The 14,417-nt window shown below is 56.3% G+C and carries 11 protein-coding genes; 1 reads left to right on the top strand and 10 read right to left on the bottom strand.

Annotated elements, in window-relative coordinates:
- Window positions 1-414: a MarR family winged helix-turn-helix transcriptional regulator gene (locus ACOVRA_RS15170; protein WP_421721026.1), complete on the bottom strand. Its 414-nt coding sequence runs from the start codon at window positions 412-414 to the stop codon at window positions 1-3.
- A gap of 143 nt (window positions 415-557) precedes the next feature.
- Window positions 558-1,937, bottom strand: a complete 1,380-nt coding sequence (locus ACOVRA_RS15165; RefSeq protein WP_421721025.1) for a leucyl aminopeptidase family protein — start codon at window positions 1,935-1,937, stop codon at window positions 558-560.
- A gap of 107 nt (window positions 1,938-2,044) precedes the next feature.
- Here ACOVRA_RS15165 and ACOVRA_RS15160 point away from each other — a divergent pair, with 107 nt between their 5' ends.
- The gene (locus tag ACOVRA_RS15160) at window positions 2,045-2,989 is read left to right on the top strand and encodes a pilus assembly protein TadD (RefSeq protein ID WP_421721024.1); all 945 of its coding nucleotides are present in this window, start codon (window positions 2,045-2,047) and stop codon (window positions 2,987-2,989) included.
- 60 nt (window positions 2,990-3,049) lie between these two features.
- Here ACOVRA_RS15160 and ACOVRA_RS15155 read toward each other — a convergent pair whose 3' ends face one another.
- From ACOVRA_RS15155 to ACOVRA_RS15120, 8 genes are all read right to left on the bottom strand, one after another.
- Window positions 3,050-4,606: a DUF1501 domain-containing protein gene (locus ACOVRA_RS15155; protein ID WP_421721023.1), complete on the bottom strand. Its 1,557-nt coding sequence runs from the start codon at window positions 4,604-4,606 to the stop codon at window positions 3,050-3,052.
- Window positions 4,607-4,616: 10 nt separating this feature from the next.
- The gene (locus tag ACOVRA_RS15150) at window positions 4,617-6,350 is read right to left on the bottom strand and encodes a DUF1800 domain-containing protein (RefSeq protein WP_421721022.1); all 1,734 of its coding nucleotides are present in this window, start codon (window positions 6,348-6,350) and stop codon (window positions 4,617-4,619) included.
- A gap of 190 nt (window positions 6,351-6,540) precedes the next feature.
- Window positions 6,541-7,548, bottom strand: a complete 1,008-nt coding sequence (gene virB11 / locus ACOVRA_RS15145) for a P-type DNA transfer ATPase VirB11 (RefSeq protein WP_421721021.1) — start codon at window positions 7,546-7,548, stop codon at window positions 6,541-6,543.
- Window positions 7,545-8,804: a TrbI/VirB10 family protein gene (locus tag ACOVRA_RS15140; RefSeq protein ID WP_421721020.1), complete on the bottom strand. Its 1,260-nt coding sequence runs from the start codon at window positions 8,802-8,804 to the stop codon at window positions 7,545-7,547. Before ACOVRA_RS15140 ends, virB11 begins: the two co-directional genes overlap by 4 nt.
- Entirely contained in the window at window positions 8,801-9,649 is an 849-nt protein-coding gene (locus ACOVRA_RS15135; RefSeq protein ID WP_421721019.1) for a TrbG/VirB9 family P-type conjugative transfer protein, read from the bottom strand. The genes ACOVRA_RS15140 and ACOVRA_RS15135 overlap by 4 nt, the downstream gene beginning before the upstream one ends.
- The gene (locus ACOVRA_RS15130) at window positions 9,646-10,593 is read right to left on the bottom strand and encodes a VirB8/TrbF family protein (protein ID WP_421721018.1); all 948 of its coding nucleotides are present in this window, start codon (window positions 10,591-10,593) and stop codon (window positions 9,646-9,648) included. The genes ACOVRA_RS15135 and ACOVRA_RS15130 overlap by 4 nt, the downstream gene beginning before the upstream one ends.
- Complete coding sequence (locus tag ACOVRA_RS15125; protein WP_421721017.1) at window positions 10,590-11,981, bottom strand: type IV secretion system protein; 1,392 nt, start codon at window positions 11,979-11,981, stop codon at window positions 10,590-10,592. Before ACOVRA_RS15125 ends, ACOVRA_RS15130 begins: the two co-directional genes overlap by 4 nt.
- Complete coding sequence (locus tag ACOVRA_RS15120) at window positions 11,978-14,413, bottom strand: VirB4 family type IV secretion/conjugal transfer ATPase (RefSeq protein WP_421721016.1); 2,436 nt, start codon at window positions 14,411-14,413, stop codon at window positions 11,978-11,980. Before ACOVRA_RS15120 ends, ACOVRA_RS15125 begins: the two co-directional genes overlap by 4 nt.
- Between the last annotated feature and the right edge of the window lie 4 nt (window positions 14,414-14,417).

Genomic DNA, 14,417 nt, shown 5'->3' with positions numbered 1-14,417 from the left:
TCACGCCAGTTTTTGCAGGGCGATTGCCTCGTCGCTTTCGTCCACAGTGATAGTCCGACCAACTTGAGTTATCTCAGCAATGTTGCGCGCGATGGAAGCTGCGTAAGTCGATAACCGTTCAGCGCCCGGTTCAGTCCCGACAACAAAGATGTTGCGCCGATCAGCTGGGTCCGGCCGCCTTTCAACTAGGCCCACATCCTGCAAGGTATCAATGGCTCGCACGATCGCTGGCTTCCCCACGCCGAGACGCTGTGCCAGAGCCCGCACCGTGTGTGGCCCTGCTTCAAGATAAACGGTCAACATTAACGCGGTCTGACGAGCGGTTAGGTCCGGCCCATCGGATTGTACCGAGCGCGAAGTCACGTCCAACCACAAGCCAAGCGCTTGCTTATTAAGTCCAGCAAACTGATCCAAGTTCGACCCCTAAGGCTATGGTCGCGTGCGACCGTGCCATCTGTGCCATCTGTGCCTTTAGGTGAATCGATTTGCGCTTTGGGGAAAGAGTCCCTGTGAACTCAATTGCTTGCAAAAGGCGTTCGGTCGATTCGGTTCCGAATTTAGCCGAATCTTTTCCGTAGCATGGCCTCGATCGCACGAACTGCATGAACTTCGCCACCTTGTGGCCGACCAGGCTTTTCCTTCGGATTCCAGCAATAGACATCGAAATGTGCCCAGATCGGCTTGTGATCTTTTGCATCAACGAACTTTGAGATGAATAGCGCCCCATTGATCGCCCCAGCAAAAGGACCGCCAGAGTTCTTCATATCTGCAATCGGGCTGTCGAGATCATCTTCATAGGGCCGCCACAAAGGCATTCGCCACAAATGGTCACCTGTCAGAACTGCCGCTTCGCTCAAAGCCGCAGCTAATTCCTCGTCTTCGGTGAAGAATGGCGGCAATTCAGGACCCAATGCCACACGCGCAGCACCGGTTAGCGTCGCCATATCGAGGATCATAGCATTGCCGTCTTCGCTGGCGCGCGTGACGGCGTCCGCTAAAATCAGGCGACCTTCTGCATCGGTATTGTCGATCTCGACACTCAAACCGTTTCGAGCGCGGATGACGTCGCTAGGCCGGAAGGAATTACCATCCATGCTGTTTTCAACAATCGGCAGATAAACCGATAAGCGCACATCAAGACGGGCCTCGGCAAGCATTGAGAAGAGCGCCAAGGCACAAGCGGCCCCGCCCATATCTTTCTTCATCAGCGCCATGCCAGCGCCAGGTTTGAGATTGAGCCCGCCGGTATCAAACGCGACGCCCTTGCCAACCAGAGCCAACGGATAGGCTTCTGGACGGCCAATTCGCAGGATAACCAAGCGCGGATCCTGCGCAGCACCCCTACCAACAGCATGGATCAACGGATAATTTTGCGCCAATAAATCTGCGCCCCGGATCACTTCAATCTCAGCGCCATGGCTTTCGCCCAAAGTAACTGCCGCCGCCTCTAAGGCGTCAGGGCCCATGTCATTGGGCGGCGTATTGACGAGATCGCGACCCAGCTTAACGGCTGAGACCGTGCGGCTCGCAGACACCACATCCGCTCCTGTCGGTGCAATTAGTCGAGCAAGACGTTGATCCTTGCGCTTATAGCGATCAAAGACATAAGCCCCCAACAGATAGGCTACTAAAATCGCGTGGCCCTGCTCTTTCGCAAGAGGCGATGCAATCCGATAGTCGCCCGCCGGCAGCTTGCTGGCCAATGCTCCATAGACCGATGTATCTGTCCCCGCGCCAAGCCCGAACAAAACCCGCTCTAGCGTCCCATCTGGTGCGGGAACCAACAGCACGCGGCCGGCTTGGGCGCGAAAATCTTGGTGGCCTGCCAAGGCAGCTTGCGCGCTGGACTTGCCTTCAAGGTAGGCAGGCCATTCGGCGCTTGAAATGGCGTGGATGGGGATAAAGGTGGCGTCTTGGGGGGCGATATTTGGATGCATGGGCTTTCTTTAGGCCGATCTGAACCCGGTGAAAAGCGATTAAGGCGGGGAGAGGAAGACCCGACCTTGAGGGTTTATTAACAAAGATTGACGAAAGATTGGCACCTGTGATTCGTAAGGTCCTCACCATGTCGTTCCGCTTCCGCGCCCGTCAAATTCCGCTAGCCGCATTGAGCTTAAGCTTAGGGTTGGTCTGCCTCTCCGCGCCCCCAGCACAAGCTTTTCCTTTCTTTGGGAAAAAACCAGAAGCTACGGCCAAAACGCCCAGCGCAAAAGGCGCACCGCGGGTGCAAGGCCCAAAAGCCGCACCTGTCGACGGCCCTTCAGCGACGTTGCCAACGCAGGAACAGACCGCCGCCAGTAAGCCTGCATCGGCAAAAGAACGCCAAGCAGCACGCAGTCTGGATATGATCAATCAGGCATCGTTTTGGCTTGGCGAACTTGAAAAAAATCCAAGCGACGCAGAAGCCGCCTTAGAAGGCTCGATTGCCCTCCGCAAGATCGGCTCGGCGGAGCGGGCGGTCCAGCTGGCGGCCATGGGCTTGCAAGTCAAGGGCGAAAGTCCACAATTATGGGCCGCTTTGGCCTTGGGTCTTGTGTCCGGTGGCGAAAACGAGCCAGCCCTCCAAGCGCTACAAAAGGCCGCCGCATTAAATCCGAAAGATTCTAATCTCCAATCGGCTATGGGGGTCGTCTATGATCGGTTGGATCGCGCTGATCTTGCGGCAACGGCTTATGAGGCAGCGCTTAAGCTCGCTCCAGACGACGCTTCCATCCTCAGCAATTATGGACTTTCCATCGCGATGGCTGGCGACTTGAAGAAGGCAGAGGACATGCTGCGACGCGCCAACCAAAGCCCGCTTGCTCCACCACAAGCGCGTCAAAACCTTGCCCTAATTGTCGGACTGCAAGGCCGCTTTGAAGAGAGTGAGCGTTTGGCAAGCCGCGATCTTCCGCCCTCCGTGGCATCCGAGAATATTGCTTACCTAAAGGCCATGCTCAATGGTGGCGAAAACCGCTGGACCCAATTGCGCCAAGAAAAGACCAACTAAAGAAAAAGCCGCCAGCCATCATAGGCAAGCGGCTTTTCCTTCAGAATTCTGTGGTGTCTATTAGGCCATAAAGCCTAGGTTTGGATTTGTGAAATTCTTCAGGTTCGGGAAGATCACGTTGAGGTCTGTGTTCGAAACCCCAAACCACGTCCCCAATGTCGCCGCATATTGGTCCACCGAGGTGGTAGGAATATGGGCGTTTCCAGACTGGTCTGGATTGCGGAATGTGCCCAAATCGCTGCCGACAGTCGGGAACTGGCCGTACATATCGCCACCGTTTACCGCACCGCCCATCACCAGATGGTGGCCACCCCAAGCATGGTCAGTGCCATCGCCGTTGGTGTTAAAGGTCCGGGAGAAGTCGGAGCCCGTGAAGGTTGTCACGGAGCTACGCATGTCCACGCCGCCGATATTTGCCAAGGTCGCATCAAAGGTGGCCATGGCGTTGGCCAATTTGCTGAGATTGTTTGGTTGGGCTGTGTTTTGGAAGTCGTGGCTATCATGGCCGCCGACCGCAACAAAGAAGACCTGACGGCGCAAGCCAAGCGCAGGTGCGGCTGCAATCATGCGTGCCACAGTCTGCAATTGAACCGACAGAGAGTTTGTTTCCACATTGTTGGTGATCGGATTACGATAGACCGGCGGGGCGGGAATGGCCGTCACCAAGGCACCTGTCGCCGCTGTATTCAGCGTGACAGAAGCATCCAGCGAGCGACCAACGATTGTCGCGTGGTCGGAACCCATATTTGCAACAAAGCCCGTATCGCGGATGATTTCCCGCATTTTAGCTGGGCCTTGGTTTGAACCAAACAGCGTCGTTCCACCAGCAGCGTTCACAACCACCGCGGGCGTCGCGCCTGTCGAGACCTGATATTGCACCACCGTACGGCCAGACAGAAACACAGTGTTCCCGGCGGTCGACATGGCTGTATACAGGCTATTGGCACCATTGCCCGATGCCATCAGATCGCCAAATTGGCCACCCCAACCGGTGCGCACGCCTTCAGTGAGGCCGGCTTGCCAAACGGCCTGTTGGTCGTTGTGCGAGAACAAATTCGCGGGCAACTTCTTGGTGCGTGCTTGATACTGTGCCTTTGTCACGGGCTCCACCAAAGAGCCGACATTGGCGATCACGGCCAATCGACCCGCGGTATAAACCGGCAGAAGTGGTGCCAACATGGGGTGGAAGCCAAAGGTACGCGTCGTCGCGTTGGTACCCGCTGGAATGGCCTGGGCCGTCTTTGGCGTGAACGGCAGGATGCCGCCCCAAGCCTCAGGTGTGCCTGCAGCAACGGTCCGTCCAGTCACGGAAGAGGTTGAGCCAACTGCTGCTGCTGCTGTGCCGACAGGCATCAATGCAATGGGGTCAGACCCAGTGTTGCGGGCAGCCCAGTAACGGTTCCAGGAATCGGTATCAGAAGCCAAGACCGTATTGTTGGAGTCATTGCCACCCAATTGGAAGATACAAACAAGTGCTTTGTATCCCCCTGCAGTCTGGCTAGTAGCCGAATTAAAGGCGGCTAATTGCATGCCGAAGGCCGTTGCGACAGGTGCGGCAATACCGACTGCACCGGTTGTTGCCATAAATTGGCGACGTGTATGACGTAAATCTTTCATGGCCGCCCCCTTAGCGCTGCAAGATGTAATCTGGAGAAACAACGGTCAGATAGACCGCCAACTTCGATCGGTTCAGCAGAGCCGCATCAATTTGCGCCTGTGTCGTCGTGCCACCCGAAGGAATGGTGACCGCGGTGACCGCATCTATGATTTGCTGGCGGCGAGCCGCCGTCATATTGCCATAAGTCAAAAGATAATTGACCCGATCGACCAAGGCAGCTGGATCGGCTGCAACCGCCATTTCCTTGACATAGCTCAGCTTGACGTCACTGCTGGTGCCGATACCCGTGTTGACCGTGGTCTGCATGGTGTTCATGTAGCCAGCTACCGTGACTTCATCGACAATTTGCATTTCCGGCGCGACGAGCCCTTGCGTGCCGGTCTTGGTGTTTGGTGGCGTATAGCCAGGGCGGAAGAAGTTAAACACCGAGGGCGAAGCCATGGGAGATTGACCTAAAGACGTCGAGGCGCTGGTCGAACCCACTGGCCATAAGCCATTGGTTGATGCCGCGTTCAAAGCACGCATCAAACCGGTCATACGGATGACAGGCTCGCGCAGCTTCCCGAAGTTTGCGTCGACCCCTGCTGACATATTGCGCGCTTCACTGTCCAATAGAACTGCGCGGACCACAGCGGCCATATCGCCACGTACGCCCGAACCATTGTTGTTGAAGACATTCGCCACCCGGTTCACATAGGCTGGGCTGGGGTTAGATGTGACCAAACGCTGGATCATCTGCTTCCCGATGAATGGGCCGACGTTCGGGTGGTTGAAGATCGTATCAAGCGCAATCTTCAAGTCACCCGCAGGATTTGGAGTCGTGGTTGCAGGGATCACCGTGCCCAAAAAGCGCTTCTCAGAGATCGAATGGAAATTTGGGTACGCAATCATTGGATTTACAAAAGACGCGTCATTGCGACCGCCGCCGGAAAACGTCGAGTTGGTTGGCGTCGTGGCAAACCAGCTAAATCCGGTAAAGACTTTCGCGAGGTTGGAGATGTCTGCTGCCGTATAGGTTGGGATTGGATTGCCAGAACTATCCAGCTTTTGCGTTCCATCATTATTGAGTTCGAACAAGCCAATCGACATCAACTGCATGACTTCGCGTGCGAAGTTTTCATCTGGCGAACGACCCGTTGTGAGGTCTTCTTTCTGGTTTGCCATATGGGTCAAATAGACACCCATCATCGGATGCAGAGTCACATCTTCCAGAAGCTGGCGATAGTTACCAAAAGCGTTGCGGCCCAACATATCGTAATAAGAGCCGAGGCCGCGAACGTTCATTTGCGGTTCGGCAAATGAGATCACGAAGATTTGCGACAAGGCAAATTTGGTTCGTTCGCGCAATTGGTCTTGCGACGTCACAGCTTCGCGCCAGAAATACTCGTAGAAGTTCGACGAGCTAACATCGGCTGTCGGGTTTGGTGCAGCCGGAGCTGGCGGGTTTCGCAATTGATCCCGACGCGTGTTCAAATAATCGAGGGCCAGAGCCCCTTCTGGAAGGGCCTGCTGCGCCGTGATCCACGCGGCGAAAGTCGTGTCCCGTGTGGCTTCAATTTCGGCCTCAGTGGGCCCAAATGTCGATTGAATGAGGAAACGCGATGCCTCTGCCGCAGTCGCACGCGGTGTAACGACACCACCACCGCCGCCGGCTGGTGGAGACGATCCACCTCCGCCGCCGCAAGCGGAAACCATCCCTAACAATAATGCAGCACTAGCTACTTTAATCCAACGATTTCCCATAACGCACCCCAACTCAAGAAGCCATTTGCGCCAATCGTGCAGACACACGTCGAGCTTTGCTGGCTCTTGCTACCACGGAGATGTCTAACGGATAAGACAATAAAAATTCGTATAACTAAATGGCGAATTTTTACTTAAGGGGATTATTTCAACTAAAATCCATCTAAAACCAGATTAGACTTTTGGAAACCTACCTCAGCAAGCGGATCTCGCGTACCTGCCGACGGCCTTGATTGCGCTCTAACTGTACGATCACGTCAACCACACTGCGAACATAGGCCAAGATGTCCGCATGGGTCATCGCCGTACCAGTTTGCAAGGCCATCAGCGCAAGCTGTTCTAGGGCCCCATCTGGCGTGTCGGCATGCAAAGTGGTCACAGATCCTGGGTGGCCTGTATTAATGGCCCGCAGGAAGGTGAAAGCCTCCTTACCGCGAAGCTCTCCCACAATGATCCGATCCGGCCGCATGCGGAGCGCAGATTGCAACAGATCATCGACATCGACGCGGGCCTCGCCAGTCTGTCCCTTTACGGCCACAAGACCAACGGCATTCTCATGAACAAGTCGGATTTCTGCGGCGTCTTCAATCAGGATCAAGCGCTCATCTAGACTGACTTCCTTCAAGAGGGCGTTGAGGAAAGTTGTCTTTCCCGTCCCCGTCCCGCCTGAGACAACGATGTTGCGCTTTTGTTGAACGGCGAGCTTAAGGAATGCCGTCACATCTCCCTTGGCGAGGCTGGCCTTTAGTTCCTTATCCGGGTCAAAGGAAGCTTTTGTGCCACCTGCCCCGACAATATGCGATAGCGCACCCGCCGATACATAATCATCAAGGGTCAGATCGGTCAGCACGTGCTTGCGAATGGCCAAGGCGACTTCGCCCCGCGTGGCAGGCGGCAACACAATTTGAATGCGCTCTCCAGTCGGCAAGCTTGCCGACAGCAAGGGATGCTCGCGGCTGATCCCTTGCTTGGAAATCCGCGCGATCTGGGAGGCAAGACGGGTCAGATTGACCTGAGTCACATCCGGCGCTTCATATCGGACAATACCGCCTGTGACACTTTCGACCCAGACCTCGCCGGGTCGATTGACCAAAATGTCGGTAACGTCCGGTCGATTCAACCAACCCGATAGCGGCTCAAGAAATGCGGAGAGATAGACGCCCCCCAAAACTTGCGGTGCGCCATGTGGCCCACTCATGGTCGGTTCCCTGGGGGCGGATCAACAACTGGCGCAACGCCCGCTGCTGGCGAAACTGGGTTCAGAGAGAAGTCGAGGTCACGCGCGACAAAGACTTGGATGGCGGTCCCTTGCTTAACTGTAACAGTCGGCTTGATCGTTTCACCAGAGGAAACGGCACTCGGAAGCGTCTGAGCTGTGCCAATGACCAATTGATTGGAATTGGTGTTGCTGAGCGCAGCACTGATGGCCGTCGATAAAAGGCCTGGGCCGTAGCGTTGGAAATAATGACGATCCACTTTTCCATCTAAGCCAGCACGGCCAAGCGGATCCGTTCCAGGCGATGCTAATTGGATTGAGACACCATCCGGGCGCAGCAGACGCGTCCAGACAACAAAGGCCCGCGACTGACCCAATGCCACTTCCGAGCGATATTGCCCGACCAAGCGAGAGCCTCGTGGAATTAGGACCCGTGTGCCGTCAAAACTCAAAACATCGCGGCTAACCACAGCCCGAACGAAGCCCGGAAGATCAGAATTGATCGCAGTTTCTAGTACGGCTGCGATCAAGGCACCCTGAGGTACCGTCGTCTTTGGGTTGCGCAATGCGCCAGCACGGGCGGCGGGAACTTCGCCAGAACTAACGCGCGCAGCAAAGGCATCATTGTCGCCCCCGCCGCCGCTTGCTGAAGCATTAGCTGAAGCCTCTGCCGCTGCGCCGGCAGGCACAAGGTCGACAATCAAAGCAGGAGAGCGCATCCGCTGCGTCAGATCCGCTCCAGTCCGCGTGGGCGGTGGTGGAGGGGGTAGCGGGGTTGGCATTGGGCGATAGACATCGCGGATTGGCGGCGGAGGCGGAGGCGGTGGCGACGGTGCCCATGCTTGAGGCGGAGGGACCGCCTCATTCGCGGCCGGATTCTCAGGAACCATCGGCTGGGAAGGCATAACAGGAGGCGCTATCGTCTGCGCAAACAAGCTTGGTGGATCGGGAATGCGCTGACCAAGACTGCCGTCGTTTTTTGCGTCGCGCGTTGGGGTCAAATCCCCAGCTCCAGCTCGTTTTTGCGCCGAAACCATAGTCGTGAAAACAATCGTGCCAAGAGCAAGAGCACCGACCACCCCAGCAATCATCACCCACGGACGGTCTGGATAAGCGACAGCAGGTGCCGCATCCACGATGAGATCAGAAGTTCCTATTTCCGGCGCGCTCTCTGTACCCATTGCCGAACTGGCTGCAGGGTCAATAGGCTCCAGCGAGCCACTACCCATCTGGCTCATGGCTTCGACTCCTTCGGTGCACCAAGGCCGAATAGACCGCGGGACTTTGGCTTCGTTCGGCTTGAGGGCCGCATCACAGGTGCATTGGGGCCGGGATCCGGCTCCCGCCAAGCATCATTGCTGACAATGGTTTGGTCAGTCCCGTTGCGCAGAACAAAAGCTGGGCCAACCCGTTCAACCACCATGACATTGCCGCGCATGATAAAATTCACGAGCGATTCAGAGCCATCCGCGCTCAAAGCGAAAACAGCTGGGGTTGCGGCTCCAGATGGCCATTCCAGATAAGTTCTTTGGCCATCGTCAAAAATGCGCGATGGCACATTGCGCGTGCTACCCGAGACCGAGTAATTTTGGTTTGAATTGGCTTGTGGCTGAGGCACCAAATCCTTGGGCTCTAGTGCCACGGGTTCAGGCGGATAGGTAAACTTCACGCGATAGATGATGTTTGGATCGCCAGGCCCTGTCGGCTCTTCCGCGCTTAGCTGGAAAGTGTAGCGGCGTTTGGAGGTAATCACCGACATATTGGTAGCCGCATCAAACTCAATCGGCTTTACAAATAATGTGTCGGCGCGTCGATTGGGCGTAACTTGCCAAGCTAAAGAGTCACCAATTGAGACATTCTCAATGCGCTCATCAGCGCCAAACTCAATCATCATCTGATAGCCATAATGGCCGCGCAGCGAGACGACACTGTCTTCTTTGAAAAAGACCGTCTGAACGCGTGGGTCCACCGCACCCGGGATTGGTACCTCCCGCATTTGGGCGCGCACCGGGTCAGCACCGATAACCAGCGTGGCGAACACGACAGCTAAACAGATGTTCCAGTGTGGCTTGAGGGGCATCATTGGGCTGGGAACTCCTCACCATTCGGATTGCCCGATTTCGATTGCGGCTGCGCAGCAGGCGTGGCTGAGGTCGGCGCCTGGGCACCCGGACTTGTAGGTGCTGCGCCCACAGGTGTCCCAGGTGCGACATTCCCTGGAGCAGGAAGCGTCGTCACACCGGACGCTGGCATTGGCGCTGGCGCTGGCATCATCTGCATTGGCGCGGCTGGCATTGGCACTGGCTGAGTGGTTTCGGCATCACGCCGATAGCTTGAAATCTGGAAGCCAAGCGGGTTCAAATAGCGGTCTTGCTCATTGATTGGCTTACCCGAGAAACTATAGACAACGGACGCCACCCAAGGCTGACGCATGCCAGCCCCGCCACCACCCTCCGAGCGCTCCGTATCGAAGCGGATCATGGCCGAGCGTGGGCCCAAAATAGTCACGCTTTTTACGGTTACCTGGATGCGCGTATTTGGGCTGACGCGGCTTTGAATACCATTTGGATTAGACTTGTCCCAATCACGCAAATATTCGGTCTCGGCAGCGCCTTGCGACCACGCGAGCGTTTTCCGATATTGTTCTCGGTAGTCGGCAGCATCAAAGGTTTCCCGCGCCAGCACATATTGAACCACAAATGATTGGGCGACGGCTTCGGTCTCACTCAAGGTACCGAGATTTACGCCACGCGTAGTTTGAACATAGCCGGTCTCACGATCGACCGTAATTGTGTAGGGCATGGTTTGTTTGAGTGGCACCAGCACAACCAAGGCGACGGCCTGAATGGCCGCAATCCCAACCGCGATCCCAGCAACGATCCACGCGGTGCGTTGCGACCGACGGAGGGTGGCATGGGTGTCCTGCGCCCATGTACTGGCAGCCTCATAATAATGCGCGCGGGCCGCAACGCCATTGGGCGGAACGCCGGGTGGGGTGAAGGATGGATCAGCGTGCGGGCCGGTCATGGTGCTTTTCCAGTTGCCGAAAGGCTTAGTTTTGAAGAAGGTTGGGTAAACATGCTTTCGCGAGGTCGACTGGGTCGGGTTGGATTACTGCGCTTACGACCATTCTGACCCAAGCGGACCGAGTAGTCGCCTCGCACCCCTTCACCGCCGCCGCCTGCGACGAGTTCTGTCCGCCGATCAAGCGTGGTTGAAGATTGAGCGCCGGCACCGGAAACTGCAGCGGCCAAGCGGGCATCCCGTCGATCAGAGCCAGATCCAGAAGCTCCGCCCGAAACAACAGCAGCCAGACGTGAGGCGCGGCTGGCTTCTGTTGGGGTGTCGACTCCAAAACCTTGACGCCCAGTAGCGGCCTCATTGACCGTAATCGGCTCTGGCTCACGTGATTTGACGTCAGGCAAACGGAACCCTGCGACCAGACGCGTGCACAGGCCAATCACGCTGCCAAAGACCGCCGTAAAGGTGAGGATAATCACCATGACAGTCAGAATTGGCTGCAGGTCATACCGATTCTCGGCCCGCGCCACGGCGAGGCCCTGCAAACTTGGCTCTAGCGACGCCAAAAGACCAGCCATGAAAACAACTGTGGCCAGTGGCACCAGTGCAAAGCCTAATGCGGTTCGAAGCCAGCCCTCAAAGAAACCCTTGGTGCTTTCAAAAAGCAGGAGCCCGACAAATAGGGGCCCAATAGCCAACAACAGGCCCAACATCAGTTTGGCCAGGATCAAAAGCCCTAACGTGGAAACCAACAAGGTAATTGCTGAAAGCCATAGGGCCGTTGCCCCAAAGGCAGGCCCACCTTGCAGTGCCGAACGCATTTGGATCACGGGTGCCAAACCCTTGAGGCTCTCTGGATCGGTTCCAGGCGCCGCCTGCAAGACAAAGCTGCCTGCATTCAAGGTAGCTCCAGCCACATTCGGCCCTTGCCCAGGCACGTCACTGACCAGAGCCATGGCACTTGCGGACTGTGTGAGTTGATCAAATGTATATTGCAATCGGGCAAAGATGTCAGTTGGCCCCATGGTTTGGGGCATCGGCATATTGGCCAAAAGGCTATTGGCGATTTCGGCGGGGCCGTCGAACAAGAGCGAGAATACAAGGCTTTGATAGCTCGCCCAAGACGTGGTCAACATCACCACGGCGCCTAGTTTGATGGCGATCATTGGCAAGTCGCCAACGCGCAGATCGGTCCGGCCAGTCAAGAGACGGAAGCCCAACAAAGCGACATAAATGGTCAGAAGCACGGTGATGACGGAACCAAGCGTGGACCCAGGCCCAAAGAAGGCATTGTAGCCACCCTGCACACCCTCACGGATGTTGCAATCGACGGTATCGAGCAGGCCGCGAACCAGCCCTAAATCCGCGCGTGGGGCCGAACATTGACCAATCATCGCCGTCCCCCTCTGTTGGAATCGCGAGCCTGATTGACGCTAGCGGTCAAAAGCGGCAGCCAAATGGCAGGATCATCACCATGCTCGGCCCGCAGCGCATCGAGGCGCCTGACGGTTGACTCGCGTCCCGACAGAACGGTCAAAACATCCGGCATGCCATCTAGATTCAGTCGCGCGACCACGCTGTCGGTACCATGCTTGATCACGAAGCAACGTGACGTGTCTGGCAAAGCGCGGATCAGGTCCAACTCGTGCAGAGTCAAACCAAATCCACGACAATATTCGTCCTCTTGCGCCTTTGGGTTGGGCATGAAGATCTGTGTGGCCGCTTGCTCAATAATCGCAGAGGAAATCTGGCTCGACAAAGCGTCCGATGCGCTTTGGGTAGCGAACCCCACAATCCCGTTGCGTTTACGAATAGTTTTTTCCCAATCACGAATGCGGGCCACGAAAATGGGATCGTCCAAGGCCTTCCAGCCTTCATCAACAACCAGAATGGCAGGCGTGCCATCGAGACGTTGCTCCACACAGTGGAACAAATACATCATGGCTGGCGTGCGCAAAGCGGGGTCGTCTAGAATCGAGGTCATGTCGACGCCCAGTGTGCGGGTCGACAGGTCTAGGCGGTCTTCCTCATTGTCGAACAGCCATGCACGCACGCCATCATGAATCCAAGGCTCTAGTCGCGACGCAAGGTCACCCGGTACCGGACGGCGCACCCCGGCGAGCAATTCGGCAACATAGCGCAGGCGACGATACTGTGGGGCTTGGTCAAAATTCGCGGCAACAGCATCGGCGATCTGAGCCTGCTCATCAATGGTGAGCTTTTCACCTTCAATACTGACCAGACGCGACAGCCACTCCGTTACAAACGCCCGATTGGCCGGGGTATCGGGCAGCGACAAGGGATTGAGACCCGAGGGATTGCCATGACGCAAGGTTTCATACCGGCCACCAATAGCGCGAATGAAGATTTCCGCACCGCGGTCTTTGTCGAACAGGACAATGCGGGGGTCAAACTTGCGTGCTTGGGTCAAGAGGAAGTTCAAAACCACTGTCTTGCCAGAGCCTGATGGCCCGATAATGGTGAAATTGCCCAGATCATTCTTGTGGAAGTTGAAATAATAGGGCGTGGCCGAGGTTGTCTCCAACACGGTTACAGCTTGGCCCCAGACATTGTGGTCTTCTTGGCCGATCGGAAAATTATGGAAACTGGCCAAGCCAGCAAAATTACCTGTCGAAACCAAGGCGCGCCGAGCAATATCTTTAAAATTGCCTGGAAATTGCGCCCAGAAGGCCGGCTCCAGATTCACATCTTCGCGGACCGAGATAATGCCCTCTTCTGTAAAAGCGGCCTGAACATCTGCGGCAGCTTGATCGAGTTGCCCTTGTGAAGCGGCCTTGATGCACACACTCATATGATGCTCGCCAAAGGCCGATCGACCGGCGGACACGTCATCCTTGGCAATCGACAAGTCCCGGCGCAGACTGATTGCGTCGTCATCTGCTGCACGCATCCGACGCAGTGCTAAGTTCATGCGGTCCAGTGCCACCTGCCGATCCACAAAGGCAAAACTCTCGGTCACCGTCATTTCAACGGGCAGGCGCATAAGGTCATCCAGCATGCCAGGTGCCGTGTGGGGCGGGTAGTCCTTGATCGAAATCATGGTGCCAAACTGCCGGGCAAGCCCGGGGGCCGCATGAAGTTCAAATGCCTCCAACCCAAAGCTGATACGGCGATAAGGAATATGAAAACCGAGGTCGTTGTCTGGCAGTAATACCGGCCGCAACTCACCATTATAGAGGCCTGACAAGAACTCCAAAGGTTCAGAACAAGGGCCATGCCGACTATCGTAAACAGAAAGCACCCGTGCGCCATAGGGAGCGAGAGACGCCATCAGTGCGTCACGCGCCGTATCCAATTCCCGCATATCGCGAGCACGCTCTGCGGCGATGGCTTGAGAAGATGTACCCCGCAACAGTTCCATCGTTTTGTCGATAAAGCCAGTTCGCCCAACGGCTGGACGGCGAATAATGGTCAAAAACAGGTCGTTGATGAACATCGCCCGGCCGTCGAGACGGGCCGACCATTGCTGATCGACTTCGCGCGAAAATGCATCTGGGAATTCCGCATCCAGCGAAGGCTTCACCGGGCTTCGGACAACATGATGAACCACTGCAAACCGGGCATGGGCGATCGAGCGCAACATCGTATCTCGAATGGCCTTGCGGTAATTGAGGTCCTCGGTATCTGCTGTCTCAAAAGCCAAGCCGTCCAGCTTGATGATCTGCAGCAGCATGCCATCGCGGGTTTCGATGGTCGTATCGTCTACATGGCGCGCATAAGGCAGCCGAGCGCCAGCGGGGGCTTCTCGGTGAGCGATTTCGGCTAACGTAGCCAAACGCTTCTGCTGGGCGCGCGGACCTGCCATTTAG

The sequence above is a fragment of the Aquidulcibacter sp. genome (assembly GCF_049239865.1).
In the GTDB taxonomy this organism is placed as follows: domain Bacteria; phylum Pseudomonadota; class Alphaproteobacteria; order Caulobacterales; family Aquidulcibacteraceae; genus Aquidulcibacter.
Note: the sequence above shows the minus strand (reverse complement) of the source record. Positions and strands in the feature narration are given on the sequence as shown.